Raw genomic sequence first — 25,951 nt, 5'->3', positions numbered from 1 at the left:
CTTTTGGGCCGAAGGCCCACGTAAACGCGATGAAGGGGCGCCTCCCCGCCCACGTGAGTGGAAAGCGGGTCGACGCCCCTTCGGCGCGCTTTACGTCAGCGCGATCAAAAAAATCAGACAGACGCAGCGTGCTTGTCGATCAGCTGGCCGAGGCGGGGAAGGGCCTCCTCGACGTTCTTCTTGCCGTTCGGGCGCAGCTTGCCGTAGACCTTCTTGATGCTGTCGCGGCTGCTCTTGTCGGCGCGCGCGTCGGTGACCGACAGGAGCGCGTCGGCGGCCTCGTCGCCGCGGCCGACCAGGTAGGCGCCGAAGTCGTTGCCGCCCTTGGCCTTGTAGTCGCCGTAGAACGGCTCGAGGGCACCGGTGAAGTCGTCGAGCAGGGCGTCGACGGCGGAGGGGATGATGCCCGGCTTGATCTTCTTGACGGCGGCGAAGCCGGTCTTCACGACGGCACCCGAAACGCCGCCCTTGTCGGAGACCTCGGCGTCGACGAGACCTTCGAAGTCGCTCACGACCGCCGGGCGACGGCTGGAGTCGAGCAAGATTTCCTTGAGGGTGTCAGCCACGAAACCTGTCCTTTTGTCTTATGGGGAGAAATGATCTTTTGTGCCGCCGAGCCACACCGCGAGGCGGCCGCCGCCGGATCTGGCGTTGCGCTGGTCCCCGCGAACCGTCGCGCGTGCGGCACAGGGTAGTACAAGATCAACTTCACTCTGACGTGTGGATACCACTACCTAGAGCTGCAGCTCACCGATAGCCTCCTTAGCCACCGTACGTGCTTTGATGCTTTGCTTCTGGTTGGTGGTCACGACTACCGCGTTCCCGCCCTTCGAAACGGCGTAAACGGCGCCTTCTCCGGAGGGTTGGTAGCCGCCCTTCCAGCCCGCCGGTTCGTCGGCCGGGTTGGAGGTGTCGATGGGTGCCGCTTGATCGACCAGTGCCTTGGCCACGGCGGGTTCTCCGTTGTACACGCGCACTGTGAGCTGCAGTTTCCCGCTGAGCGCGTAGAAGAAGCAGGTCGGATGCGGCTGGTCGGCGGAGGTCTTGACCTTGGAGACCTTCTGCCCGTTGGCGTCCGAGACGAACTCGGTGCTCAGGTACGGGCACGGGCCTTTGCCGGTGGGTTCCGGCGCGGGCGGGATGTTGGGCGCCGCGGTCTTCGACGGCGCGGGTGAGCTCGCCGCTGGCGGCTGTTCCGTCGGCCCGCAGGCCGCCAGGAGCGGCACGACGAGCGGCAAGATCAGAAGACGTCGCATAGTGGGGCCCAGTGAAGCAGATCGGATATCCGCGTCGGTGCGACCGTCCGCCCTGTTCATGCGACGATGGCGGTGCGTAGCGGTCTTCAGGAGGCATCAGTGCTCACCAAGGAGCAGTACCTGGGTGCGGTGGCGGAACGTATCCAGCGCAGCGGGGGCAGGCTGAACACCGTTCAGATCGGTCCGAGCGCGGCCGTCGTGGGCCTGTTCACCGAATCCGTGATGCTGTCGACGATGAACTACTGCGTGGTCGCGGCGGCGATCCCGGAGGTGACCGCGCCGGCGTTGTACGACTTCACCGGGCTGGCGACGCAGCACGCGCGCGCGAACGTGATGGGCACTGTCGGCTGGACGGCGGCTTCGGTGGTGATCGCCGGGTTGATCGGTGACCGGGTGTATCCGGATGCCGCGCAGGCCGCGTCGGCGAAGTCCGGCAACCAGTTCGGCGGCGAGACGCGCATGGTGGCGGTCGATGTCTCGGCGGCGCAGATGTACGCGTTCGTCGGCGGGAAGTTGTGGGGCGCGGCGGTCCAGGGTTCGGTCAACGCGAAGCTGACGTTCTGTTTCCCGCAGCCGGCCGAGGTCTATCAGCAGGTGCAGTGGCAGCAGTCGCAGGGCCAGCCGCCGCCGATGCCGCCCGGTCAGCCGATGCCGCCTCCCGGCTGGCAGCCGCAGCAGCCTCCGCCGCCGCAGTACCCGGTCGGCCCGCCGCCCGCGCAGGGTCCGCCGCCGGGTCAGCATCCGCCGCACTATCCGCCGCCCGCGCCCGGCTATCCGCCACATCAGCGTCCGCCGGGGTACTGATGGGTCGCACGTTGCGCGGCTGGCCGTCGTTTCCCGCGGAACTTCCGGAGTTCGACACCGAGTCCTCGCCTGCCTCTCCTCGCGAGCTGTTCCTGAAATGGCTCGACGAGGCGGGCGAACACGTCCTCGCGCCGCACGCCGTCACACTGTCCACAGTGGACTCCGATGGGGTGCCGGACGCGCGGGTCGTGATCCTCAAGGACGTCGACGGCGACACCTGGGCGGTCGCGACGAGTTCCGAAAGCCCGAAAGGTGTTCAGCTGGCGAAGAATCCCTACGCCGCGCTGACGTTCTTCTGGCCGGGGCGGGGCCGCCAGGTCCGGTTGCGCGGCCCGGTGGCACTCGCCGCACCCGAGGTGTCCGCGGCCGATTTCACCGCGCGTCCGCCCGCGTCGCAGGTGGAGGCGTTCATCGGCAGGCAGTCCCAGGTGCTCGAAGATCCGGCCGATCTCGACAGCGCGGCCGAGGAAGCACGCCGCTGGGTCGAAGAGAATCCGGGCGTGGCGCCGGAAACCTGGACCCGCTATCTGGTGACGCCGTCCGAAGTGGAGTTCTGGCAGGCGAGCCACGACCGGCGGCACAAGCGGCTCCGCTATCGGCGCGAGAACGGGACCTGGCGCAAAGAGCGTCTCTGGCCGTAAACGGTAACTGGGAACGACGATCGTCGGGTTGTCGTGGATGATTCACTTCCGCGACGGTGAACGCCCACCTTGTCCCAGATCGTTCGGAGGCGAAATGTCCACACGCCGTCGCATTTGGGGCGCTTTGGCCGCCACAGGGCTCGCCCTGCTGGCCGTCACGACGCCCGTCGCGAACGCTCAGACCGGTGACCCGGCGAGAGGGCTGTATTCGGTCGAGGGCGCGAACGACTCCGCGAAACGCACCGCCGTCGCCCGTACCGGTGTCGACGTCGCGGGCTCCCGCGGTGGCGCGCTGACCGTCGTCGCCACGCCCGATCAGGCCGCGAGCCTGCGCGCGAACGGGTTCAGCCTGAAGTCGCTCGGCGACTTCGACAGCATGCTCAAGCAGCGCAGTGTCCGGGCGGGCACCTCGGCCGTCGCCGGTGACTTCCCGCCGGGCGACGAGGCGTACCACACGTACGCCGAAACGACCGCTGAGCTGCAGAAAGCCGCGAAGGACCACGGTGACATCGCGACGCTGTCCAGCGTCGGGAAGTCCTACGAGGGTCGCGAGCTGAACGTGCTGAAGATCAGTGACAACGCGGCCAAGGACGAGGACGAGCCCGAGGTCCTGTTCACCTGCAACCAGCACGCGCGCGAGCACCTCACCACCGAGATGTGCCTGCGGATCGTGGACCGGTTCACCACCGGGTACGCGACCGACCCCGCCATCAAGAAGATGGTCGACGAGCACGAGATCTACGTGATCCCGAACGTCAATCCGGACGGCTCCGAGTACGACATCACCGGCGGCGAGTACCAGGGCTGGCGCAAGACGCGGAAGCCCGTGCCGGGCAGCAGCGCGGTCGGCACCGACCCGAACCGCAACTGGGACTACAAGTGGAACTGCTGCGGCGGGTCGAGCAACAGCCCGTCCGCCGAGGACTACCACGGTCCGTCGGCGTTCTCCGAGCCCGAGACCAAGGCTGTCGCGGAGTTCATGAACTCCCGCGTGGTCGGTGGCGCGCAGCAGATCAAGGCGCACATCGACTTCCACACCTTCTCGGAACTGGTGCTCTGGCCGTACGGCTACACGAAGGAAGCGACCGACACGGGCCTGAACGAGGAGGAAGCGAAGCGCTTCGCCGACGTCGGCAAGCAGATGGCGGGCACCAACGGCTACACGCCTGAGCAGTCCAGCGATCTGTACACCACCGACGGCGACATCAACGACTGGGCGTGGGGCAAGCACAAGATCCTCAGCTACACCTTCGAGATGTACCCGAAGGACGGCGGGCTCGACGGCTTCTACCCGCCCGCTTCGGTGATCCCGGAGCAGACCGCCCGCAACGACAAGGCCGTCGACATCCTGATCAACGAGGCGAAAGCCTGATCACGGTCCGTTCCTGAGATCGGCCACCCGCGACGCCCGGCTCTTCGGCGAATCCAAGCTGAAGCTCCGGGCGTCGCCCAGTTGGTCACGGACGAATTCCAGGGTCTCCGCGACCGTCTCGCGCAGCGCGGCGTCCTCGTCCCCGAAGAACCGGTAGACGATCTTGTTCGTCTCGGTGTCGAACTCCCACAGGCCGGCGAAACGGCCTCGGTCGACGATCAGATGGCTCGGCGGATCCGCCTGCCCGCCCAGCGTCTCCCCCGCGCGGCCGCCCGGTATGGGGCGTTCGACGTCGGCGTCGTCGAGCAGCCGCGACATCTCGCGGTGCAGAAGGTGGATGCCGTCGACCCCGGCGAGCAGCGCGTACGACGGCTTCGACGGCGCCGCGAATCCGGCGAACTCGTCCGCGAGTTCCTTGGGCATCAGCAGCTCGGTGCCTTCGAGCGGAACGAGATCCAGCGGTGCCACGGCCTTCTTGGCGTTCGCCGCGGTGAACCCGGAGAACCAGCGGAAATGCTTGAGCGACGCCGGGGCCGCCCACGAGAAGTACCGCCTGGCGAGTTCGGTCTGCGCGGTGTCCATATCGGACAGACCGCCGCGCGGGGACGGCGTCCAGCGCACGTAGCCGTACCGCTGCTGGTCCAGCCGTCCGTTGACCGGGACCCGGCGGATGTCGCCGCGGACCTGGAGCAGGCCGAGCGCGAGCGGCAACGTCGTGGTGGTGCCGCGTTTGCGGCCCGCCTCCCCGAGGTTGCGCACCGCGGTCCCGGCGGCGTCCTTGATCGCGGCCGGGTCGAGCGGTTCGGTGGAAGCGTCGAGCAGGTCGGCGACGGTGACGCACAACTGCTCGATCTCGGCCTGCGTGACACCGAGGTATTTCTCCGCGGCCGCGAGTTCACCGGCGGGCGCTCCGGCGCCGACGGTCAGGCCGAGTTCGAAATCCGCCGACGGCAGGACGTAGGTGCAGCCGCGGGCCGAAGGCAGTTCGTGGATGGCGAGCCGGGCGACGTCCGCGTCGACCGTCTCGCGATCGAGGCGGGCTCTGGCGAACAGCCCGAGATAAGGCGCCGAACCGCCGATCGAACGCATCCAGCCGGTTCGCTCCAGTACGTCGGCCGCCGACGCCCCGTGCAGCGATCCGTCGAGACCTTGCCGATGTGCCCACCACGCGCGCAGCTTGTCGGTCGCCATGACTCCACGGTATTGGCATTCGGTGACACCCCGCAGCCTGGCAGGATCGACAGGTGCGCAGAAGGTTCTCGGAAGGGTCCCCGATCGCGTCGACGGTGGTCACCGGCGACGACTTCGACGAGCTCGAGCACACTTTCCAGGCGTTTCTCGCGCCGGACACGGTCAAGCTGCACACCCCCGCGCCCACCGGTTCCTTCGACATCTCCCAGCTCAGCGGCCTCCGGATCCCTGGGATCGACCCCAACGGCCTCTCGGTCTACGAGCTGACGCTGGACTCCGATGTCATCCTGCAGGGCGAAGAGACGCCGGACGCGTACACCGTGGTCGTGACCCTCAACGGTCACAGCCAGGCCAAGATCGACGGCGAGATCGTCCCGTCACGCCATGTCGTGACCGGTCCGGACACGCGCTTCCAGACCAGGTACGACCATCCCGACATCCTGCTGCTCCGCATGGGCAGGCAGCTGGTGGCGGACACGATGCGCGAACGGCTCGGCGAGGCGCCGACGTCGCCCCTGCGGTTCGATCCGCTGATCACTTCGGGCATGGACCAGTGGATAACCCTGCTGCAGACCTTCAGCGACACGGCCGTGTCCGGCCTGTTCGACCGGTCGCCGCTGGCCGCCTCGCATTTCGAGAAGCTGCTGCTGCACGGGCTGCTCGACACCCAGCCCCATTCGCTGTCCGGTGAACTCGCCGAGGATCGGCCGAGGTCGAGATCGGCGGCGGTGCGCCGCGCGATGACCTATTGCGAGGAGCACGCCGCCGAACCGGTGTCGATCGGTGAGCTGGCGATGGCCACCCGGATCAGCGTGCGCGCGCTGCAGCTGGCGTTCCGGACCGAACTCGGGCTGACGCCGCTGGAGTACCTGCGCCGGATCCGGCTCGACCACGTGCACCAGGACCTGCTCGCGATCGCCCGAGGGCGAGCCGAAGGCACCGTCACCGACGTCGCGCTGCGATGGGGCTTCACGCATCTCGGCCGGTTTTCCGGTCTTTACCGCAGCACGTACGGCAAACTCCCTTCGGAAACGGCACGACTCACCGCCTGAAGGGGACCGGATGCTGGTCGAACTGGCCATCGGCGACGCGTACGGAGGCTCCTTCGAGCACGCGTACCCGAGCTTCGTCGCCGAACACAACACGCTGGCGGGTTACGTGCCGCATCCCGGCTATCTCGGCGTACCGGCCGGTCGCTACACCGACGACACGCAGATGACGATCGCGATCGCCGAACTGCTCGTGTCCGGCCGCCGGTGGACGCCGCTGCTGCTCGCCGAACAGTTCGTCCGGGGGTATCACCGCGATCCGCACGACGGCTACGCGCCGCGTTTCCATCAGCTGCTGAGCGAGGTCCGGGACGGTGAAGAGCTGCTGCGACGGCTTCAGCCGCAAAGCGACAAGAGCGGGGCGGCCATGCGCGCCGGGCCGATCGGGCTCCTGCCGACCGTCGACGACGTCCTGTACCACGCGAAACTGCAGGCCAGGATCACGCACGACACCCCGGCCGGGATCGCCGCAGCACAGGCGGCCGCGCTCGCCGTCCACTACTTCCACCACCGGCTCGGTCCGGCGGCCGACGTCGCGCGATGGATCGAAGGGATCCTTCCCGAGGACGTCGGGCACGGCGGCTGGGCGCGGCCGTGGTCGGGCAAGATCGGCCCGCAGGGCTGGATGAGCGTCCGCGCCGCGCTGACCGTGCTCACCGATGGCGGCGGGCTCGCCAGGATGCTCCACACCTGCGTCGCGTTCACCGGCGACGTCGACACCGCGGCGACCATCGCGCTGGCCGCCGCGTCACGCTCGCCCGAGGTGGCGCAGGATCTGCCGCCGGTGCTGTGGCGCGATCTGGAGAACGGCGAGTTCGGCCGCGACTACCTGGCAGGGCTCGACGAGCAGCTTCTTAGGGTTACCTAACCTAGACTGAGCACATGACTTCCTTGACGCCGGTTCGCGAGGCCGCCGACCATTTCGGGCTGGCGATCTCGACCCTGCACTACTGGGAACGCCGCGGGCTGATCACCGCCACCCGCCGCTCGGGACAGCGGTACTACGACGACGACCAGCTGTATCGCATCGCGCTGATCAAGCACTGGCGGCGGATCGGCGGGCTCGGCCTGTCCAAGATCACCGAACTGCTCGCCGAACAGCACCGCTGGCGTGAAGTGGTGGCCGGTCAGCTCGCCGAGATCGAACGGGAGCGTGCGCGGCTCGACACCGCGCACGACTACCTGGTCGAACTCCTCACCTGTCGCCGGGAGGGGAGCCTTGAAGACTGCCAGTGGTTCCGGGACCGGGTCGACCTGCCCGCGCACGCGGCGGCGAGCTGAGCCCCGGCATCGTCACCGCCGCGACCACAGCAGCGGCCGCGAGACAGACGGCGGAGGCGAGGAACGCGGCGGTGTAGCCGTGCACCTGCGCTTCTCCCGTCGGACCGCCGGTCTGCCAGGTCGCGGTCACCGCCGCCGCGAGCGCGGTCAACGCGGCCAGGCCGATCGCGCCGCTGGTCTGCCGGACCGTGTTCAGCACACCGGCGGCCAGGCCGTTCTGCCGTTCCGGCACCCCGCTGGTGGCGGCCACGGTGATCGGGGTGAAGGCCGCGGCGGTCCCGAATCCGAAGACCATCCCCGGCAGCAGCACGGAACCGACGTACGAGGCGTGCGGACCGGTCAGCGCGGCGAGGACGGCGAGACCCACCGCGCCGATCGCGCAGCACAGCGCCGTCGCGCGCCGGGGTCCCAGCCGCACCGACAACCCGCCAGCCAGCCGCGCGCCGGCGAACATCGCCACGCCCACCGGCAAGTACGCCAGCCCGGCCCGCAGCGGCGAATACCCGTGGACGTCCTGCAAGTACAGCGAGAGCAGGATCGGGCTGGCGAGGAAACCCAGCCCCAGCAGGAAGATCACCACGTTGCCACTGAGCACCGACCGCAGCCGGAAGATCCCGAGCGCGACCAGCGGTTCCTCCGCCCACCGATGCTGGTGCACCAGGAAGACACCGAGCAGGACGAGCCCGCCGAGCAGCGGCAGCAGGACGGACCCGCTTCCCCAGCCGTCGGCCGGGGAACGCATCACCGCGTAGACCACTCCGACGAGTCCCGCCGTCGACAGCACCGCGCCGAGCACGTCCAGCCTGCCGCGAGGACGGCTTCGATCCCTCGGCGGCAGCACCGTGGCCGCGAGGACGGCCGCCACCCCGATCGGGACACTGACGAAGAACACCCAGCGCCAGCCCGCCCACTGGGTCAGCAGCCCGCCGATCACCGGCCCCGCCGCGGCACCGGCCGCGCCCACCGCGCTCCAGCTGCCCAGGGCCCGCGCGCGGCGGGCGGGTTCGGTGAACGTCGTGGTCAGCAGGGACAACGTCACCGGCATCAGCAACGCGCCACCGAACCCTTGCACCGTCCGGGCGACCAGCAGCGTTTCCGGCGAGGCGGCCAGCCCGGCGGCGAGCCGCGCGACGGTGAACAGGCTCATCCCGAGCACGAACATCCGCCGTACCTCGAATTCGTCGCACAACCGGCCGCCCAGCAACAGGAACCCGGCGAACGCGAGCGTGTACGCGTTCACCACCCAGGTCAGCGCGCCGGACGAGAAGCCGAGGCCGAACCGGATCGCGGGCAGGGCGACGGAAACGATCGTCGCGTCGAGGATGACCACGAACGATCCCGCGCAGGCCAGCGCGAGCACGGCGCCTTCACCGGGACGGCGCGTCACGCCGGTTCCCCGTTCGGCACCGGTGCGACACCGCGGTCCATCGGCACCGCGTACAGGGATTCCACTGTGGACAGCCAGCGCAAGCGCGCCAACGCTCGCTTGTCGGACTCGTCGGCCGGGAGTTTCGCCTTGGCCAGCAAGAGATCGATCAGTTCCGGAGTCATCGCGCCCCCTGGAGTGCGTCGCCGACACGAAGGACGGTCGCCTCGTCGAAGAGGCGGCCCGCCAGCTGCAGTGACAGCGGCAAACCGTCGCCGGTCTGCCCCATCGGCACGGCGAGGACCGGATTCCCGACGCCGTTCCAGTACGGCGTCGTGACCTTCTCGAAGACTTCCGCGTTCTGCTGCCCGGCTTCGTCGGCGACGTCGTCGAGCAGTGGAGCGCCGATCGACGCGACGGGACTCGCGATCACGTCGACGCCGTCGAACAGGCGCGCCAGTTCCTGCCGCACCACCTGTCGTACCCGTTGTGCCTGCACGTAATCCGCGCCGGACACCAGCGCCCCGGCCGCGAAGATCCCCCGCGTCGAGACACCGAAGTCCGGCCACCTCGTGACCAGATCGGCTCGATGGTGGGCAAGGGCTTCGCAGCTCGCGGTGAGCAGTACCGCGGTGGTCAGCTCGCTCCAGTACGGCAGCGAAGTCTCGACAAGCGTGGCCCCCAGGTCTTCCGCGAGGGACAGCGTTTCGTCGAAAACACGCTCCAGCGCGGGATCGGCGTCTTCGGGGAAGTGGTGCTCGCGGACGACACCGATCCGCAGACCCGTGAGATCACCGGTGAACTCCGGTGCCACGAAAGGAACTTCGGCGATGACCTCCAGCAAGGTCGCGCAGTCTCGCGCGGTGCGGGCGAGCGGGCCGATGCGGTCGAGGGTGTGGGCCAGCGGCACACAACCCGCTCCCGAAACCCGCCCGTAGGTCGGCATCAGCCCGGTGACACCGCAGAACGCGGCAGGCATCCGGATACTGCCGGCGGTGTCCGAGCCGAGCCCGGCGAAGAACATCCCGGCGGCGATCCCGCTCGCCGTCCCCGAACTGGATCCGCCCGCCCAACGCTCGGTGTCCCAAGGATTTCGCGGGATCGGGAACGGCTTGGCGCGATCCGGGACCCCGCAGCCGAACTCCATCGTCGAGGTCTTCCCGACGATGACCCCGCCCGCTTCCTTCACCCGCGTCGTCACCGCCGCGTCGATGCCCGACCCCCAGCCGAGCACGACACTCTGCGCGGTCGTCGCCCCCTCCGCGACGGCGATGAGATCCTTGACGCCCAGCGGGATTCCCTGCAACGGCCCGCGATCCACCCCGGCCGCGAACTCACGGTCCGCCCGCCGCGCCGACGCCAGCGCGTGCTCGGGGAACCGGGTGACGTACACGCCGAGTTCGTCGGCGACGGACAGCGCGCGTTCCGCCAATTCGACGCTGGTCACTTCCCCGCGACGCAACGCCTGCCCGGCTTCGAGCACCGAGCCCTCGTGTTCTCTCCGCACCGCAACCCTTCCGGTCCCGGCCGCGCCGGAGTGGCGCCGCCGGAACCAGGGTGCAAACTGAAGCGCGGTTGAGCGCAAGGCCGTATTACCAGGACGGGTTGTACCGCAGGCCTTGCTCGTAGTACTGGTCGTCGGATTCCGCCGGCGCGGGCTGCTCGTCCTGGTCCGGACCGGCGGGTTCTTCCGAGCGGTCCTTGAGCACGACGTTCTCCGTGTCCGCCGGTGTCCGGGGCGACACGGGGGAAGGTTTTTCGCCCGTGTCCTGGTACGACGGCGTGAACCCGAGCCGCCAGCGGAGCCTGTCGGTGATGTACCCGGCGTTGCCGAGCGGCGCCATCAGTTCCGCGCTGCGTTTCGCGGATCCTTGCTGCGCTTCCTGGTAGGTCCGCATGACGGCGTCCGCGATCTCGGCGGGCGACATCCGCGACGCGGAGTCACTGACTCTGAGCCGCGTCATCACGCCGTCGGTGTTGACCGAAACGGAAACGGCACCGTCCGGTGACGTCGCCTCGATCGACAACGCCGCGAGCGCCTCGACCATCGCCTGCCGGTCCGCCGGTGGTTTCGGCTGACTCATTCGAGCGGGGAGAGTTCCCGTGGCGGTTCCTGGAACTCACCCTCTTCCGAGATGTCGATGTTCCTGTCCCTGACCCGCTTCTCGGTCCCCTTGTCCGTCTTGTCGGTCTCGAAGTTCTCCGGGTCGAAGGTCTCGCCGGGGCTGACGTCCGGCGGTTCGGGGATGACCGGGAGATCGTTGATCTCGGTCCGGATCCTCGACACGAGCGTGTCAGCCGTGCGGAACATGCCTTCCCTGATGAGATCCACGTTGTCCATGAAGCTCTTGTAGATCGAACGAGGGTTGTCGCCGGTGAGTTGCCCCTGCCCCTCGATGCCCACGGCGAGCGCCGCACCCGCGGTCTGCCCGGCGATGAGCGCGCCTTGCGCGGCCGTCCACACCGCCGCGCCCGCCGGTGCCGCGATACCCGCGGTGGCCACCGCGAGCAGACCGGTGACCGCGGCGGCGAACCCGGCCGCGAGGACCTTGTAGAAGAGGGCCTCGTTCAGGTTTTCCTTTTCCCTCAGATACTTCTCCGTGGCGACCTTGAATTCGAAGGAGAGTTTCGTCAGGTCGAACCGTGCGGTCGCGACAGCCTCCCTCGCCGCGACCAGGTCGCTTTCCAGCACCGTGAGCTTCGTGCCGACACGGCCGTAGACGTTCACGAGTTCGGTGATGTAGGTCTTCGCGGCCTCAGCCCCTTCACCTCGCCACAGACGCAGGAGGAGGAGCGAACGATCCAGCGGTACCTTCGACTTGTCCGCGAAGTCGTGCCAGATTTTTTCGTAGCCCTCGATCATCCGCTGCAGACTGGAGTTCGAGTTGTAGTCGATGTCGGCGTCGGCGAATTCACGGAACAGGCCGGCGACTTCCTTCTTCGCGCTTTCGCCGTCGTAGTCCGCCCCGATCCCGATGCCCAGCTGCGACATCTGCAGCATCTCGACCGCGTCGAGCGCGTTGTTGGCTCCCTTGCGGAGGTCGTTGGAGATTCCTTCGAGAAGTTCTTCTCGGCCTTCCCCGAAAGCAAAGGTGCTCTGGGTGTTCAGTGCGCCGAAGTACTCGTCCATGTTCGCGCTACCCCTGAGTCCCGTGCGCGGCGCGGTTGACGCGCTGCCTGTTGTCCTCGTCGACCGATTCGTACAGCTCGGCGACGCGCTCCAGCGCACGGCTGGCCTGCTGGGTGCTCTCGTGGAGCTTCGCGAGCATCTTTTGCACGGCCGCACGGTGTTCTTCGTATGCGTTCGCGACTTCCCGCATCCCCAAGGTCCCGCCGAAAGGGGTGTCCGGCTGGAACATGCCTGGCAGGAGCCTGCCGACGGGCGAGGTGTCCGAGACCGCCACGTCCTGTTTGCTCACGGCCGCATGGGCGGCACCTGCCCCATCGGCGGCCTTCTGAAGTTCCTGACTCGACGCCCTGAGATCGTCGAGGTCGGTTTCGAAACCGATCATGATTCCACCTCGCTGTCCGGAATTCCACCCCCATGTAAGCAGCGTTGACTTGGCTGAGAGTCCGACTTGGTGATCCGCATCCGGTGACGAACGTCACCGGGCCGTCGCGCGAACACGAAAGAGCCCTGCTCGCGTTTCACCCGAGCAGGGCTCTTTCGATGACGAGTGGAGCTGAGGGGAATCGAACCCCTGACCCCCGCCTTGCAAAGGCGGTGCTCTACCAATTGAGCTACAGCCCCCGGTCGCAGGCGATCATGATAACCGCCCGCGCCGAAATCAGTTGTTGCGGGACGCGTCCGCGGCCTTGGTCGGGGCGCTTCCGTTGGTGGAAACGGAGCCGAGCGGGCGCTCGGTCGGCGCGGTGGCCTCACGCCAGAGGTCGGCCTCGGCCTTGGCGGCCTTGTTGCGCTTGATCACGAACAGCACGCCGCCCGCGATGACCGCGAGTGCCAACAGCTTCTTCATCAGAAGCCCCCTCTTCCTGCCGAGTTGCTCCGCTTACCCACCGATGCTACTGCACGAGGTTCCACGTGGAACCAAAGACCCTGCCGGGAAGAGAAGTCCGGCAGGGCCCTACTCCACAACACCCCCACCCCCAACTCTCTTCCCAAGCAACACCCACACACCCACAACGGCCACGCGCCCAACGCCTGGGGGGTCCAGGGGGGCGAAGCCCTCCCTGGCGGGGGTCTGGGGGTTCGACCCCCAGAAACGAAAAACACCCGATCGAGGTTTGCGTTGTCCGCAAACACGACCGGGCGAATCGGGTGGGCCCACCAGGACTTGAACCTGGGACCTCTTCGTTATCAGCGAAGCGCTCTAACCGCCTGAGCTATGGGCCCGAACGAGGAGAAGATTACAGGACGCCTTTCGGCGTCCTGTAACCGGGTCACTCTCGTTCGGAAAGGGTCACTTCCAGGCCTCCGGCGAGGTCGGCGGAGACGTTGTAGATGAACGCGCTGACGGTGGCGAGGGCCGAGATCAGCACGATGTTGATGGCGCCGAGGATGGCCGCGATCCCGAAGACGCGACCGGCGCTGATCAACGGGTCGGCCGGCGCGTCGGCCCCTTCTCCGCCGACGAGCGACGAGTAGGTCCCGTTGAGTTTGTCCCAGACGCCCATGCCGTCGAGGACGGTGTACAGGACGCCGACCGCGACGAGCCACACGAAGAACAGCGCGACACCGAGGACGAGGGACAGTTTCAGCACCGACCAGGGGTCGAAGCGTTTGATCTGCAGGCTGGCGCGACGTGGTCCGCGGCCGGGGCGCCGGAGCGCGGTGGGGGTGGCACGGGTGCGGGAGGCCGACGGGATGGCGGAGGAGGCGGGTTCGCCTTCTCCGCTGTCGCCGAAGAGCCTCTTCGCGGCGGTACCACTTACCCCGTGGTAGTCGGTCACAGTTGTCGCATCCTGCTTCGGTTCCGAGTGGGCCACGTCTTCGGTGGCGACCGAAGACACCGAGACCGTCTGCTCACTGGAGCCTTCGGGTTCCCCGGCACCGCTGTCACGCTGCCAGGGCGGGCTCGACGAACCCGCTTGCGCGCCGCCTGCTTCGGGCTTCTCGGATGGTGTCACGAGGTGTCAGTCCTTACCCAGTACGTGGGGCGTCGCCTACTGCTCCGACGCCGGGGTTTCTTCTCCTTCAGTACTACCTGCAGTGGCGACGTCTGAGGGCTCGTCCGCGTTGCGTGCGACAGCGAGAAGAGTGGTTCCTTCGTCGAGATTCATCAGTCGCACCCCCTTCGTCTGCCTTCCTGCCTTGCGCACCTGTCCGGCCGAAGTCCGGATCACCCCGCCGCTGGAGGTGATCGCGTAGAGCTCGTCTTCGGCGTCGACGATGACCGCGCCCACCAGCCTGCCACGTTTCTGGTCGTACTGAATGGTGAGCACACCCTTGCCGCCGCGGCCCTGGACCGGGTAGTCCTCGGTCGGGGTGCGCTTGGCGTAGCCGCCGCCGGTGGCGACGAGCAGGAATTTGTCCGGCTGGACGACGTTGACGCCGAGCAGTTCGTCGCCGTCGTTGAACCGCATGCCGAGCACACCGGACGTCGCGCGGCCCATCGGGCGCAGTGCCTCGTCGGTGGCGTGGAAGCGGATGGACTGGCCTTCCGCGGACACCAGCAGCAGGTCGTCTTCGGCGGCCGCGAGGACGGCGCCGACCAGTTCGTCGCCTTCGCGCAGGTTGACGGCGATGAGGCCGCCGGCGCGGTTGGAGTCGAAGTCGGTGAGCTTGGTCTTCTTCACCAGGCCGCGGCGGGTCGCGAGCACGAGGTACGGGGCGACCTCGTAGTTCGGGATCTCGATGACCTGGGCGATCTTCTCGTCCGGCTGGAACGCGAGCAGGTTCGCGACGTGCTGGCCGCGCGCGTTGCGGTTGGCCTCGGGCAGGTCGTAGGCCTTGGCCCGGTAGACGCGGCCCTTGTTCGTGAAGAACAGGATCCAGTCGTGCGTCGAGCAGACGAAGAAGTGCTGGACGATGTCGTCCTGTTTGAGGGTCGCGCCCTGGACGCCCTTGCCGCCGCGCTTCTGCGAGCGGTACAGATCGGTTTTCGTTCGCTTGGCGTAACCCGTGCGGGTGATGGTGACGACGACGTCCTCGACCGCGATGAGGTCTTCGACCGAGACCTCGCCGTCGAACGGGATGATCTTGGTGCGCCGGTCGTCGCCGTACTTGTCGACGATCTCCTGCAGTTCCTCGGCGATGATCGAGCGCTGCCGCTCGGGCTTCTCGAGGATGTCCTTGAGGTCGGCGATCTCGAGTTCGATCTCGGCCAGGGTGTCGATGATCCGCTGCCGCTCCAGTGCCGCGAGGCGGCGGAGCTGCATGTCGAGGATCGCCGTCGCCTGGATCTCGTCGACGTCGAGCAGGCTCATCAGGGCGGGCCGGGCCTCTTCGGCCGAGGGCGACCGCCGGATCAGGGCGATGACCTCGTCGAGCATGTCCAGCGCCTTGACTAGACCGCGCAGGATGTGGGCGCGTTCCTCGGCCTTGCGCAGCCGGAAGCGGGTCCGGCGGACGATGACCTCGATCTGGTGCTTCACGTAGTGCCGGATCATCTGGTCGAGGCGCAGCGTGCGGGGCACGCCGTCGACCAGGGCCAGCATGTTGACACCGAAGTTCTGCTGCAGCTGGGTGTGCTTGAACAGGTTGTTCAGCACGACCTTCGCGACGGCGTCGCGTTTGATCGTGACGACGATCCGCATGCCGCTGCGGCTGTTGGACTCGTCGGCGATGTCGGAGATGCCGGTGAGCTTGCCGTCGCGGACGAGGTTCGCGATGTTCTCGACCAGGTTGTCCGGGTTGACCTGGAACGGCAGCTCGGACACGACCAGGATCGTGCGGCCCTTGGCGTCCTCTTCGACCTCGACGACCGCGCGCATGCGCACGGAACCGCGGCCGGTGCGGTACGCGTCCTCGATCCCGGAGGTGCCGAGGATCATCGCCTTCGTCGGGAAGTCCGGGCCCTTGACCCGGACCAGCAGCGCGGCGAGCAGTTCGTCGTCGGTCGCGTCGTAGTTCTCCAGCGCCCACTTGACGCCTTCGGCGACCTCGCGCAGGTTGTGCGGCGGGATGTTGGTCGCCATCCCGACCGCGATCCCGGAACCGCCGTTGACCAGCAGGTTCGGGAACCGCGACGGCAGGACGTCGGGCTCCTGGGTGCGGCCGTCGTAGTTGTCGGAGAAGTCGACGGTGTCTTCTTCGATGTCCTGCAGCATGTGCATCGCGAGATGCGCGAGCCGGGATTCCGTGTACCGCATGGCCGCGGCGGGGTCGTTGCCCGGCGAGCCGAAGTTGCCCTGGCCGTCGATCAGCGGGTACCGCAGCGACCACGGCTGCGCGAGCCGCACCAGCGCGTCGTAGATCGCGGAGTCACCGTGCGGGTGGTAGTTGCCCATCACGTCGCCGACGACGCGGGAGCACTTGTTGTACCCGCGGTCGGGACGGAAGCCGGAGTCGAACATCGAGTACAGCACGCGGCGGTGCACCGGCTTGAGGCCGTCCCGCACGTCCGGCAGCGCCCGCGACACGATGACGCTCATCGCGTAGTCGATGTAGGAGCGCTGCATCTCCTGCTGGATGTCGACCGGTTCGATCCGGTCGTGGTCCGGAGCAGGCGGCAAGGTTTCCGTCATGAGGTCCTTCTCGTGGGAGCAGTCCTAAGGGGACAAAGAACGGGGACGCTTACACGTCCAGGAAGCGCACGTCCTTGGCGTTACGCGTGATGAAGGAACGGCGCGCTTCGACGTCCTCGCCCATCAGCACGGAGAACAGGTCGTCGGCCTGCGCGGCGTCGTCCAGGGTGACCTGGCCGAGCAGCCGGTTCGCCGGGTCCATCGTGGTCTCCCACAGCTCTTCGGCGTTCATCTCGCCGAGACCCTTGTAGCGCTGGATCGCGTCGTCCTTGGGAAGGCGCTTGCCCGCCTCGACACCGGCCTGGATGACGGCGTCGCGTTCCCGGTCGGAGTAGGCGTACTCCGGGTCCTGCCGCGGCCACTTGATCTTGTACAGCGGCGGCCGTGAGAGGAACACGTGCCCGTGCTCGATGAGCGGGGTCATGAAACGGAACAGCAGGGTGAGCAGCAGCGTGGTGATGTGCTGGCCGTCGACGTCGGCGTCGGCCATCAGCACGATCTTGTGGTAGCGCAGCTTCTCGAGGTCGAACTCGTCGTGGATACCGGTGCCGAGCGCGGTGATCAGCGACTGGACCTCGGTGTTCTTGAGGACGCGGTCGATGCGGGCCTTCTCGACGTTGATGATCTTGCCGCGAATCGGCAGGATCGCCTGGTACATCGAGTCGCGGCCTTCCTTGGCCGAACCGCCTGCCGAGTCACCCTCGACGATGTAGAGCTCGCATTCCGACGGGTTGGTCGACCGGCAGTCCTTGAGCTTGCCGGGCAACCCGCCGATCTCCAGCGCGCCCTTGCGGCGGACCAGGTCGCGCGCCTTGCGGGCGGCCATCCGCGCGTGCGCCGAGGAGATCGACTTGTTGATGATCGTCTTCGACTCGGTGGGGTTGCGCTCGAACCAGTCGGCCAGCCATTCGTTCGACGTCTGCTGCACGAACGTCTTGGCCTCGCTGTTGCCCAGCTTGGTCTTGGTCTGGCCTTCGAACTGCGGCTCGGACAGCTTGATCGAGACGATCGCGGCGAGACCCTCGCGCACGTCGTCACCGGTCAGGTTGGCGTCCTTCTCCTTGAGCAGCTTCTTCTCGCGCGCGTACGCGTTGACGACGCGGGTGAGCGCGGCGCGGAAGCCCTCTTCGTGCGTGCCGCCCTCGTGCGTGTTGATCGTGTTGGCGAAGGTGTACACCGACGGCGTGAAGCCGTTGTTCCACTGCATGGCGACCTCGACCTCGAGGCCGGTGCCCTTGGCCTCGAAGGAGATCACGTTGGGGTGGATCGGGTCCTTGCTGCCGTTGATGTGCTTGACGAAGTCTTCGAGACCGCCTGGGTAGCAGTAGGTCTTCTCCTTGACCCGTGCCGCCTGGCCGGAAGCGTCTTCTTCGGTCTCTTCGTCGGCGACGCGCTCGTCGCGCAGCGAAAGGGTCAGGCCCTTGTTGAGGAAGGCCATTTCCTGGAGACGACGGGAGATCGTCTCGAAGTTGTACGTCGTGGTCTCGAAGATGCCGCCGTCGGCCCAAAAGGTGATGACGGTGCCGGTGTCCTCGGCCGGGCCGAGGTCCTGCAGCTCACCGGGGATCTGGTCGATGTACTCCTGGCGCCAGCTGTGCCCGCCGCGTTTGACCTCGGCGATCAGCTTGGTCGAGAGCGCGTTCACCACGGAGACACCGACGCCGTGCAGACCGCCGGAGACCGCGTACGAGTCGCTGTCGAACTTGCCGCCCGCGTGGAGCACGGTGAGCACGACCTCCAGGGTCGGCTTCTGCTCCTTGGGGTGGATGTCGACCGGGATGCCGCGGCCGTCGTCGACGACGCGCACCCCGCCATCGGAGAGCAGGGTAACCTCGACCTTGGTGGCGAAGCCTGCCATCGCCTCGTCGACGGAGTTGTCGACCACCTCTTGAACGAGGTGGTGGAGGCCGCGTTCACCGGTGGAACCGATGTACATACCGGGACGCTTGCGGACGGCTTCGAGACCTTCGAGCACCGTGATCGACGACGCGTTGTACTCGCTCTTGTTCTCGGTCACAGGCGTTGATTCTCCTCGTCTACCCCGAGCGGAAGCTCGCTCGTCTCCAGTGTACTTGGCCGCGTCCGCTGACATGCGGCAAGGACACCCCTGATTTGCTCACAGGCGCGCTAATTCGTTCGAAGAAGAGTCTTGACGTTCGCGAAGCACTCTGAGCGGCTTCTCGGGGCTTTGGCGGCACGGTCTTCGAAGCACAGACGCGGCGAAGCGCAAGTCGGGTCAGCCGTACGTGTCACGCGGACCACGTCCTGGGACGTGCCGCGGCCCTTTCCGCCAGCTCGGCGCCGTCGGCCCCTGGATCCGCATCTTCTTCACCACGCCGTGCCCGACGCCTTTCGCGATCTTCGCCAGCAGCTGGCTCTGAAGCAGGCGAAGCTGCGTCGCCCACGCCGTCGAGCTGGCGCGCACTGTCAGCTCGCCGTCTTTCAGGGCGACGGGCTGAGCGTGCTCGGCGACCTCTTCACCCACAAGCCGGGCCCAGTGGCCGAAGACCTGACCGTTGGCCAGCCGCGTGTTCCAGCCGCGGTCGACCGCGATCCGGGAGGCGAGCCTGCCGAGCGGTTGCGGGTCACGGATATCGGCACCCGGCCCTGACCAGCGACGACGTCGCGAGCTCTGGCCGTTCGCCCCGGACCCTCCACCGGTGATACGGCCGCGACGGACGCCTGGTTCAACTCCGCGAGCCTTCGCTTTGGCCTTCGCGGCGTCCAGGGCGGCGCGCGCGAGGTCACGACCGGTAGTCGGCTCATTGCCTTCAGTACCGGTTGGGCCGTTCGATACCGGCGCTCGTTCACTCTGCGTGTCGAACAAGGCTCCCTCACTCGGGTTACCGCCCGAGCGGGGGGTGTCAAGCCGCTTATCAGGCCCTTTGGTCACGCGGGGCGATAACGCGTTCACGGTGTTATCCACACTGTCCACAGGTTTGTCCCCAGATCGGTGGGCAACTGCTGTGGCGCCGATCACCCGTGGTGTCCGCCGCGCGGATCACCCACGGTTGATCTCACCATCTGCCACGAGGAATCGGTGCCCGGCCAGCTCGGCGGGTACGTCCTCGTCCACGGCGGCGGTCACCAGTACCTGCTCGGCACCGGCCGCCACCTCCGCCAGCCGGGCCCGGCGACGCCGGTCCAGCTCGGCGAACACATCATCCAGCAGAAGCACCGGTTCCCCGGCCTCGCCACGCAGGAGCTCGTAGCTTCCCAGACGCAGTGCGAGGGCGAACGACCAGGACTCCCCATGGCTCGCGTAGCCCTTCGCCGGTGCTTCGCCGAGGATGAGATCGAGTTCGTCCCGGTGCGGGCCGACCATGCTCACCCCGCGCTCCAGCTCCAGGTTCCGGGACCGTTTCAGCGCCTCGACCAGCACTTCCTTGAGGACGGCTTCGTCAGCGCGAGTACCGTCCGGAACGCCGTATCCCTCCGGCATCGCTTCGCCGAGGCTCGACTTGTACGCGATCTTCGCCGGTCTCGAGTCGGGAGCGACCCCCATGTACGCGGCCGCCGCGTACGGCGCGAGATCCGCGATCAGGTTGAGCCGGGCGGCCAGCAACGCGGCACCCGCCACGGCCAGATGGTCGTCCCACACGTCGAGCGTCGACAACGCGTACGGGTCTTCGCGCCCCGTACGCCGCTTACCGGCTGTCTTGAGGAGGGCGTTCCGCTGCTTCAGCACCTTCTCGTAGTCGGCACGGACCCCGGCGTACCGGGGCGCGCGCAGCACGAGGAGTTCGTCCATGAACCGGCGGCGCTCCCCCGGATCCCCGCGCACGAGTGCCAGATCCTCCGGGGAGAACAGCACCGTGCGCAGGATCCCGAGCACGTCACGCGGCTTGCCGACCGAGCCGCGGTTGATCCGCGCCCGGTTCGCCTTGCCGGGGGTGATCTCCAGCTCGACCGTCAGTTCGCGGTCGTCGTTGACCACCGCGACCCTGATCAGCGCGCGTTCGCACCCGTGCCGCACCAACGGCGCGTCGGTCGCGACGCGATGCGAACCCAGGGTCGCGATGTAGCCGATCGCCTCGAGGAGGTTCGTCTTGCCGCGGCCGTTCTGTCCGACGAGGACGGTCGGGCCGGGTTCGAGCGCGAGATCGGCTTGTGGCCAGGACCGGAAGTCGGTGACCTGGAGATGTCTGAGATGCAATCCGCTACCTAGCCGCCGACCTTCTTCACGGAATGGCCGCCGAACTGGTTGCGCAGCGCGGCGACGGCCCGCATGGCGGCGGAGTCCTCCTGGCGCGAGGCGAACCGCGCGAACAGCGCGGCCGAGATGACCGGCGCCGGGACCGCGTTGTTGATCGCCTCTTCGAGGGTCCACCGGCCTTCGCCGGAATCCTCGACATAGCCTTCGAGGTCGTCCAGCTCCGGGTCCTCGTCGAGCGCGCGGACGAGCAGGTCGAGCAGCCACGAGCGGACGACCGTCCCGCGCTGCCAGCCCTTGATCACCGCGGGCACGTTCTCGACGACCTTCGCGGCTTCGAGCAGCTCGAACCCTTCGGCGAAGGCCTGCATCATGCCGTACTCGATGCCGTTGTGGATCATCTTCGCGTAGTGACCGGAGCCGACGGCGCCGGCGTGCGAGAAACCCTCTTCACGCGGCCCCTCGGGGCGAAGCGCGTCGAAGATCGGCATGGCCTTTTCGACGTCCGAAGCCGCGCCGCCGACCATCAGGCCGTAGCCGTTGTCCTTGCCCCACACGCCACCGGAAACCCCGCAGTCGAGGTAGCCGACGTTCTTCGCCGCGAGGAGATCACCGTTGATCTTGTCGTCGGTGTACTTCGAGTTGCCGCCGTCGATCACGAGATCGCCGTCGGACAACAGGTTCCCGAGTTCGGCGACGGTCTGCCGGGTGGGTTCACCGGCGGGCACCATGATCCAGACGATCCGGGGACCGTCCAGTTTGGACACCATGTCCTCGAGTGAGGTGGAGTCGGTGACGTCGGGGTTGCGGTCGTAACCGATCACCTCGTGACCGGCCGCACGCAGCCGCTCACGCATGTTGAACCCCATTTTGCCGAGGCCGATGAGTCCCAGCTGAGCCATGAAGATCCCCTTTGGTGCGTAAAGAAAACTAAAGACCGGTCAGCCCGGCAGGCGAACCGGCATCAGCAGGTACAGGTAGCCGGGGACGACGTTGCCCTCTTCGTCGGCGGGCTTGATCAGCGCCGGCCGGTTCGGAGTGGTGAACGTCAGTTCCGCGCGGTTCGCGTTCAGCGCGCCGAGCCCGTCGACGAGGTAGCCGGGGTTGAACGCGATGGTCACCGGCTCACCCTCGTAGTCGACCTGAAGTTCTTCTTCGGCCGAACCCTCGTCGTCGCCACCGGCGGAGAGCCGCAGCGAACCGTCGTTGAACTCCAGCCGAACCTGGGTGCCACGCTCGGCGACCAGCGAAACACGCTTGATCGATTCGGCGAGCGCGGAGACCTCGATGACCGCGCGCGACGTGTGCTGCGCGGGCAGCAGCTGCCGGTACGGCGGGAACTCCGCGTCGAGAAGCCGGGTCGTGGTGTAGCGACCGGAACCGGAGAGCCCCAGGAGCCCTTCGCCGCTGGCGAGCGCGAGGCGGATCTTGGCGCCGCTGGCACCGAGCGTCTTCGCGGCTTCGGCGAGCGTGCGCGCCGGGACGAGCACGGCGGCGTCGGACAGACCCTCGGCCGGCTCCCAGGTGAACTCGCGCATCGCGAGCCGGAAGCGGTCGGTGGCGACCAGGGTCAGCGAGGAGCCGGAGATCTCCAGCCGCATGCCGGTCAGCATCGGGAGGGTGTCGTCCTTGCCCGCGGCGACGACGACCTGGGTGACGGCCTGGCCGAACGCGTCGCCGGTGAGTTCGCCGGCGAAGGCGGGCTGGGACGGGAGCTGCGGGTAGTCCTCGACCGGCATGGTCGGCAAGGAGAAGCGCGCGGAGCCGCAGGTGATGGTCGCGCGGGCACCGTCGACGGAGATCTCGACCGGCTGCGCGGGCAGCGACTTGGTGATGTCGGCCAGCAGACGTCCGGAGACCAGGAGGCGGCCGCCGTCGGCGATGGTGGCCGGGACCCCGACCGTCGCGGAGACCTCGTAGTCGAATCCGGAGACGGTGAGGGCGTCACTCGTCCCGTCGGATCCCGCATCGAGCAGGACACCGCCCAGAACCGGGACCGGAGGCCGCGACGGGAGGCTTCTCGCCACCCACGCGACGGCGTCGGCCAGCCCGTCACGCTCGACGCGGATCTTCATGCGCGCTTCCTTTCGACAGCCGAGCCCCTGACGGCTCGAAAGCTCAACGGGTCACCTCGGCCGGAGAGCGCGATGGCCAGGTGCCTCGCAGGTTCGTTCGGTCCGTGCGAGGACGCGAACGCACGTCGACACGCAGACCAGGTGCAGGGACCCACGTTAGGCCGTCCCCGGGGTCCGCGTCACCTCGGCCTCCCCTTGCTTTTGTCGACAAGACGACACGGCTCGACGGCTGTCCCCAGATTCGTCCTCCGCCTGTTTTTGTTTTATTCCCTTCTTAAGAAGAACTAAGAACAGCAGTAGTAATAGGCGTTGTGGATTGTGTGGACAAGCCTCGTTCGCGCAGGTCCGGACGGCTCGGAGGCTGTGGACCCAGGGTGTGTACGGACGGTGGACAGCTCGGGCCGTCCGTGGATGGTTTCGGGCGACCCTCGATTTGTCCACAGTCATCCACAGTTGTCCCCACAGTTATCCCCAGTCTTGAGCCGGTTTGTACCCAGGGGCTGTGGGCCCGGTTCGTGACCGGAATCGCTCGGGAGAGTGATCCGAGCTGCTTGGGTCACCCTTGTGCACAACATGTGGGCAACCTGGGGACAGCATGTGGATCATGGTGTGGAAATGCTGTGGATTGCCTGTGAGTGCGATGTGGACGGAAACCGGATCGCCGCTGGTCTCCCGCCTGGCCGAGTTGTGCACAAGATACCCACAGCATGTGGATTCCCTTTGTACACAAGGAAAAGCGCGAAGGCCGCTTACACGTACTTCGCTTCCTTCGCGCCCTTCGCTGCTTCTCCCCAGGTACCCAGTCCTCCGCGGCCCTACCGACGCTTCGGACCTATGTAGACACGACGAAGGGCTCCCACCTGGACGGTGAGAGCCCCTGAAACCCTTGCGCGCCAAAGGATTGATGCCTGGTGACCCCAGGGTCTCCCCAAGGGCGCTCCGCGCCCGACGGAGACTTCACCGTCGAGCGCCCTCTTTCGGGCCGAAGGCCCACGGAAACGTGATGAAGGGGCGCCCTCCGCTCCCAACCCGAGTTGAAAGCGGAACGACGCCCCTTCGGCACGTTTCCGTCAGCGCGAGATAAGAAACTACTGCCTGGCTCGCTGTTTGATGCGTGAGGTCAGTTCCTGAACCTGGTCGTAGATGCGCCTTCGTTCGGCCATCTCCTTGCGGATCTTCTTGTCCGCGTGCATGACCGTCGTGTGGTCGCGGCCGCCGAAGGTCTGCCCGATCTTCGGCAGTGACATGTCGGTCAGTTCGCGGCAGAGGTACATCGCGATCTGACGTGCGGTCGCGAGCGCTTTCGTCTTACCGGGCCCGCAGAGGTCGTCGAGGGTCACGTCGAAGAACTCGGACGTGACGCCCATGATGGTCGGCGCGGTGATCTCCGGAGCGTGCGAATCCGGGATGAGGTCCCGAAGCACGATCTCGGCGAGAGCGACGTCGACCGGTTGCTGGTTCAGCGACGCGAAGGCGGTGACGCGGATGAGCGCGCCTTCGAGTTCCCGGATGTTCGCTTCGACGCGCGAAGCGATGAACTCCAGCACCTCGTTCGGCACCGCGAGCCTGTCCTGTGCCGCCTTCTTGCGGAGGATCGCGATCCGCGTTTCGAGCTCGGGCGGCTGGATGTCGGTGATGAGGCCCCACTCGAACCGGGTCCGCAGCCGGTCTTCCAGCGTTTCGAGGCGCTTCGGCGGGCGGTCGGAGGAGACGACGATCTGCTTGTTCGCGTTGTGGAGGGTGTTGAAGGTGTGGAAGAACTCTTCCTGCGTACCTTCTTTGCCTTCCAGGAACTGGATGTCGTCGACGAGCAGGATGTCGATGTCGCGGTAGCGGCGCTGGAACGCGACCTTGCGGTCGTCCCGCAGCGAGTTGATGAAGTCGTTGGTGAACTCTTCGGTCGACACGTACCGCACGCGCATGCCGGGGAACAGCCGCTGGGCGTAGTGCCCGACGGCGTGCAGCAGGTGGGTCTTCCCGAGTCCGGACTCTCCCCAGATGAACAGCGGGTTGTACGCGCGCGCCGGTGCTTCGGCGACGGCGACCGCGGCCGCGTGCGCGAAGCGGTTCGACGCACCGATGACGAAGGTGTCGAACGTGTACTTCTCGTTGAGCTTCGTCTTCGACGTCTGCGGCTGAGCCGGCGCCGTGTAGGGCTGGCCCGCGATCGGCTGGCCGGAGAACGTGGGCCAGATCTCGGTCACCGCGGCGAGAGCCTCGCCCTCTTCGTCGACTTCTTCGTCACTGTCATCGCCGTCGTTCAGGCTGTTGTCCACCGGCTGCTGCCGCGGCGGCCTCGGCTTCGGAGGCTCGGGCCGGGGCCTGGTCGGGGACAGCATGCCGTCACCGTCGGGCAGCGGAGGAGTACCCGGCACCGGGCCGGAACCGTTTTCCACCCGACCGGGTGACGAGTCATAGCGAGGACCCGGCACGGGAGGCGGCATCGAGGTGTGCGTCTCGGTGCTGTCGACCTTCACCGCGAGGGAGACCGCGCGGCCGAGCCGGCGCGAAAGGGCTTCGGTGATCGCGCCGCGGAGTGCGCGTTCGATCGCTTCCTTGGCGAAGTCGCTGGGAGCGGCGAGAAGAGCGGTGCCATCGAGCAGGCCGATCGGCCGGGTCACCCGCATCCAGGCGCGCTGCTGCGGGGAGAGGGTGCCATCGGACAGCTCGCGCACGACCTGTTCCCAGATGACGCCAAGATTGTGCTGGTGATCGGACACCTGCCTGACTCCCCTCCCCTCGTTCGGTGCGTGCGGTGAGATCACTCAGCGGCCGAAACGCCGGGTCGAGCGTCATCATGGCCAGATCGGCTCGTGCGCACAGCGAATATCCACATAGTTGTCCACAGCTGTGCACTAATGTACGGCGGCCCGCGATGACGCCACCTGCGGGATCGACGTATGCCGACGGGACGCCTCTACATCCCCAAGGACACCCGTGCGCCTGCACCGTTCCACCTCGGCGAAAACGCGGGAGGGGCAGGCTAACAAGCCCCGCTCGCTGCCACAAGGCGTCCTCGCGCGCAAGCATTTCACGGTGTACGGCGCGTTGCCATTCGATGCCCTCGCGTCGTCGGTGATCACTCTCCCCGTACCGTCGCGGTACGTGGCCGAGGG

24 protein-coding genes and 2 tRNA genes are annotated in these 25,951 nt (G+C 67.3%); 6 read left to right on the top strand and 20 right to left on the bottom strand.

Annotated features, from left to right (window positions below; genetic code table 11):
- Window positions 1-113: 113 nt before the first annotated feature.
- Together AMYAL_RS0117875 and AMYAL_RS0117870 are read right to left on the bottom strand one after the other, a co-directional pair.
- Window positions 114-566 carry a DUF6918 family protein gene (locus tag AMYAL_RS0117875; protein WP_020632675.1) on the bottom strand — a complete coding sequence of 151 codons (453 nt, stop codon included), beginning with the start codon at window positions 564-566 and terminating at the stop codon, window positions 114-116.
- 168 nt (window positions 567-734) lie between these two features.
- On the bottom strand, window positions 735-1,256 hold the full coding sequence (locus AMYAL_RS0117870) for a DUF2020 domain-containing protein (RefSeq protein ID WP_020632674.1): 522 nt from the start codon (window positions 1,254-1,256) through the stop codon (window positions 735-737).
- A 99-nt stretch (window positions 1,257-1,355) separates the two neighbouring features.
- On the opposite strand from AMYAL_RS0117870, the gene AMYAL_RS0117865 reads away from it, so the two are divergent.
- The 3 genes from AMYAL_RS0117865 (at window position 1,356) to AMYAL_RS0117855 (ending at window position 4,073) form a co-directional block, all read left to right on the top strand.
- Complete coding sequence (locus AMYAL_RS0117865) at window positions 1,356-2,060, top strand: hypothetical protein (RefSeq protein WP_020632673.1); 705 nt, start codon at window positions 1,356-1,358, stop codon at window positions 2,058-2,060.
- On the top strand, window positions 2,060-2,701 hold the full coding sequence (locus AMYAL_RS0117860) for a pyridoxine/pyridoxamine 5'-phosphate oxidase (RefSeq protein ID WP_020632672.1): 642 nt from the start codon (window positions 2,060-2,062) through the stop codon (window positions 2,699-2,701). The genes AMYAL_RS0117865 and AMYAL_RS0117860 overlap by 1 nt, the downstream gene beginning before the upstream one ends.
- Window positions 2,702-2,795: 94 nt before the next feature.
- Complete coding sequence (locus AMYAL_RS0117855; protein ID WP_026467189.1) at window positions 2,796-4,073, top strand: M14 family metallopeptidase; 1,278 nt, start codon at window positions 2,796-2,798, stop codon at window positions 4,071-4,073.
- On the opposite strand, the gene AMYAL_RS0117850 is transcribed toward AMYAL_RS0117855, so the two are convergent.
- Window positions 4,074-5,264, bottom strand: a complete 1,191-nt coding sequence (locus AMYAL_RS0117850) for a DNA glycosylase AlkZ-like family protein (protein WP_020632670.1) — start codon at window positions 5,262-5,264, stop codon at window positions 4,074-4,076. It lies immediately after the preceding gene.
- Between the two features lie 53 nt (window positions 5,265-5,317).
- Between AMYAL_RS0117850 and AMYAL_RS0117845 the strand changes: the two genes are divergently transcribed.
- Genes AMYAL_RS0117845 through AMYAL_RS0117835 form a run of 3 tightly spaced genes read left to right on the top strand, consistent with a single transcriptional unit; the run spans window position 5,318 to window position 7,594 of the window.
- Entirely contained in the window at window positions 5,318-6,316 is a 999-nt protein-coding gene (locus tag AMYAL_RS0117845) for a helix-turn-helix transcriptional regulator (protein WP_026467188.1), read from the top strand.
- A 10-nt stretch (window positions 6,317-6,326) separates the two neighbouring features.
- On the top strand, window positions 6,327-7,181 hold the full coding sequence (locus tag AMYAL_RS0117840; protein WP_020632668.1) for an ADP-ribosylglycohydrolase family protein: 855 nt from the start codon (window positions 6,327-6,329) through the stop codon (window positions 7,179-7,181).
- Window positions 7,182-7,195: 14 nt separating this feature from the next.
- On the top strand, window positions 7,196-7,594 hold the full coding sequence (locus AMYAL_RS0117835) for a MerR family transcriptional regulator (RefSeq protein ID WP_020632667.1): 399 nt from the start codon (window positions 7,196-7,198) through the stop codon (window positions 7,592-7,594).
- Here the strand turns inward: AMYAL_RS0117835 and AMYAL_RS0117830 are convergent.
- The 17 genes from AMYAL_RS0117830 to dnaA form a co-directional block, all read right to left on the bottom strand.
- A complete protein-coding gene (locus AMYAL_RS0117830) occupies window positions 7,509-8,981 on the bottom strand; it encodes a DHA2 family efflux MFS transporter permease subunit (protein ID WP_020632666.1) in 1,473 nt (490 codons plus the stop codon). The genes AMYAL_RS0117835 and AMYAL_RS0117830 overlap by 86 nt on opposite strands.
- Complete coding sequence (locus AMYAL_RS49885) at window positions 8,978-9,145, bottom strand: hypothetical protein (protein WP_020632665.1); 168 nt, start codon at window positions 9,143-9,145, stop codon at window positions 8,978-8,980. The genes AMYAL_RS0117830 and AMYAL_RS49885 overlap by 4 nt, the downstream gene beginning before the upstream one ends.
- Entirely contained in the window at window positions 9,142-10,467 is a 1,326-nt protein-coding gene (locus tag AMYAL_RS0117820; protein WP_020632664.1) for an amidase, read from the bottom strand. Before AMYAL_RS0117820 ends, AMYAL_RS49885 begins: the two co-directional genes overlap by 4 nt.
- A gap of 85 nt (window positions 10,468-10,552) precedes the next feature.
- Window positions 10,553-11,044: a YbaB/EbfC family nucleoid-associated protein gene (locus tag AMYAL_RS0117815; RefSeq protein ID WP_020632663.1), complete on the bottom strand. Its 492-nt coding sequence runs from the start codon at window positions 11,042-11,044 to the stop codon at window positions 10,553-10,555.
- On the bottom strand, window positions 11,041-12,090 hold the full coding sequence (locus tag AMYAL_RS0117810; RefSeq protein ID WP_020632662.1) for a hypothetical protein: 1,050 nt from the start codon (window positions 12,088-12,090) through the stop codon (window positions 11,041-11,043). Before AMYAL_RS0117810 ends, AMYAL_RS0117815 begins: the two co-directional genes overlap by 4 nt.
- Window positions 12,091-12,097: 7 nt before the next feature.
- Complete coding sequence (locus AMYAL_RS0117805) at window positions 12,098-12,472, bottom strand: hypothetical protein (RefSeq protein WP_020632661.1); 375 nt, start codon at window positions 12,470-12,472, stop codon at window positions 12,098-12,100.
- A gap of 166 nt (window positions 12,473-12,638) precedes the next feature.
- A tRNA-Ala gene (locus AMYAL_RS0117800) sits at window positions 12,639-12,711 on the bottom strand.
- A gap of 37 nt (window positions 12,712-12,748) precedes the next feature.
- The gene (locus AMYAL_RS0117795) at window positions 12,749-12,937 is read right to left on the bottom strand and encodes a DLW-39 family protein (RefSeq protein WP_020632660.1); all 189 of its coding nucleotides are present in this window, start codon (window positions 12,935-12,937) and stop codon (window positions 12,749-12,751) included.
- 303 nt (window positions 12,938-13,240) lie between these two features.
- Window positions 13,241-13,314: transfer RNA gene (locus tag AMYAL_RS0117790), tRNA-Ile, on the bottom strand.
- Window positions 13,315-13,361: 47 nt separating this feature from the next.
- The gene (locus AMYAL_RS0117785) at window positions 13,362-14,048 is read right to left on the bottom strand and encodes a DUF3566 domain-containing protein (protein ID WP_020632659.1); all 687 of its coding nucleotides are present in this window, start codon (window positions 14,046-14,048) and stop codon (window positions 13,362-13,364) included.
- A 36-nt stretch (window positions 14,049-14,084) separates the two neighbouring features.
- Window positions 14,085-16,607: a DNA gyrase subunit A gene (gene gyrA / locus AMYAL_RS0117780; protein ID WP_020632658.1), complete on the bottom strand. Its 2,523-nt coding sequence runs from the start codon at window positions 16,605-16,607 to the stop codon at window positions 14,085-14,087.
- Window positions 16,608-16,656: 49 nt separating this feature from the next.
- Window positions 16,657-18,624 (bottom strand): DNA topoisomerase (ATP-hydrolyzing) subunit B, encoded by a 1,968-nt coding sequence (gene gyrB, locus AMYAL_RS0117775; protein ID WP_020632657.1) that lies wholly within the window; start codon window positions 18,622-18,624, stop codon window positions 16,657-16,659.
- Between the two features lie 219 nt (window positions 18,625-18,843).
- Entirely contained in the window at window positions 18,844-19,434 is a 591-nt protein-coding gene (locus AMYAL_RS0117770; RefSeq protein WP_425332207.1) for a DciA family protein, read from the bottom strand.
- Window positions 19,435-19,608: 174 nt separating this feature from the next.
- Entirely contained in the window at window positions 19,609-20,763 is a 1,155-nt protein-coding gene (gene recF / locus AMYAL_RS0117765) for a DNA replication/repair protein RecF (protein WP_020632655.1), read from the bottom strand.
- Between the two features lie 8 nt (window positions 20,764-20,771).
- Window positions 20,772-21,662 (bottom strand): phosphogluconate dehydrogenase (NAD(+)-dependent, decarboxylating), encoded by an 891-nt coding sequence (gene gnd, locus AMYAL_RS0117760; RefSeq protein ID WP_020632654.1) that lies wholly within the window; start codon window positions 21,660-21,662, stop codon window positions 20,772-20,774.
- Window positions 21,663-21,701: 39 nt separating this feature from the next.
- Window positions 21,702-22,835 carry a DNA polymerase III subunit beta gene (dnaN, locus tag AMYAL_RS0117755; protein WP_020632653.1) on the bottom strand — a complete coding sequence of 378 codons (1,134 nt, stop codon included), beginning with the start codon at window positions 22,833-22,835 and terminating at the stop codon, window positions 21,702-21,704.
- A 1,088-nt stretch (window positions 22,836-23,923) separates the two neighbouring features.
- On the bottom strand, window positions 23,924-25,555 hold the full coding sequence (dnaA, locus tag AMYAL_RS0117750) for a chromosomal replication initiator protein DnaA (RefSeq protein WP_020632652.1): 1,632 nt from the start codon (window positions 25,553-25,555) through the stop codon (window positions 23,924-23,926).
- Between the last annotated feature and the right edge of the window lie 396 nt (window positions 25,556-25,951).

The sequence above is a fragment of the Amycolatopsis alba DSM 44262 genome (assembly GCF_000384215.1).
Taxonomy (GTDB): domain Bacteria; phylum Actinomycetota; class Actinomycetes; order Mycobacteriales; family Pseudonocardiaceae; genus Amycolatopsis; species Amycolatopsis alba.
The sequence above is the reverse complement of the archived record's forward strand: the minus strand, read 5'-3'. Positions and strand labels throughout refer to the sequence as shown.

Coding starts and splice junctions, on each gene's coding strand:
- AMYAL_RS0117870 (WP_020632674.1), bottom strand. CDS start 1,256: ATGCGACGTCTTCTGATCTTGCCGCTCGTCGTGCCGCTCCTGGCGGCC.
- AMYAL_RS0117805 (WP_020632661.1), bottom strand. CDS start 12,472: ATGATCGGTTTCGAAACCGACCTCGACGATCTCAGGGCGTCGAGTCAG.
- AMYAL_RS0117810 (WP_020632662.1), bottom strand. CDS start 12,090: ATGGACGAGTACTTCGGCGCACTGAACACCCAGAGCACCTTTGCTTTC.
- gyrA (WP_020632658.1), bottom strand. CDS start 16,607: ATGACGGAAACCTTGCCGCCTGCTCCGGACCACGACCGGATCGAACCG.
- AMYAL_RS0117795 (WP_020632660.1), bottom strand. CDS start 12,937: ATGAAGAAGCTGTTGGCACTCGCGGTCATCGCGGGCGGCGTGCTGTTC.
- AMYAL_RS0117850 (WP_020632670.1), bottom strand. CDS start 5,264: ATGGCGACCGACAAGCTGCGCGCGTGGTGGGCACATCGGCAAGGTCTC.
- AMYAL_RS0117840 (WP_020632668.1), top strand. CDS start 6,327: ATGCTGGTCGAACTGGCCATCGGCGACGCGTACGGAGGCTCCTTCGAG.
- AMYAL_RS49885 (WP_020632665.1), bottom strand. CDS start 9,145: ATGACTCCGGAACTGATCGATCTCTTGCTGGCCAAGGCGAAACTCCCG.
- AMYAL_RS0117855 (WP_026467189.1), top strand. CDS start 2,796: ATGTCCACACGCCGTCGCATTTGGGGCGCTTTGGCCGCCACAGGGCTC.
- AMYAL_RS0117835 (WP_020632667.1), top strand. CDS start 7,196: ATGACTTCCTTGACGCCGGTTCGCGAGGCCGCCGACCATTTCGGGCTG.
- AMYAL_RS0117815 (WP_020632663.1), bottom strand. CDS start 11,044: ATGAGTCAGCCGAAACCACCGGCGGACCGGCAGGCGATGGTCGAGGCG.
- AMYAL_RS0117860 (WP_020632672.1), top strand. CDS start 2,060: ATGGGTCGCACGTTGCGCGGCTGGCCGTCGTTTCCCGCGGAACTTCCG.
- gnd (WP_020632654.1), bottom strand. CDS start 21,662: ATGGCTCAGCTGGGACTCATCGGCCTCGGCAAAATGGGGTTCAACATG.
- dnaN (WP_020632653.1), bottom strand. CDS start 22,835: ATGAAGATCCGCGTCGAGCGTGACGGGCTGGCCGACGCCGTCGCGTGG.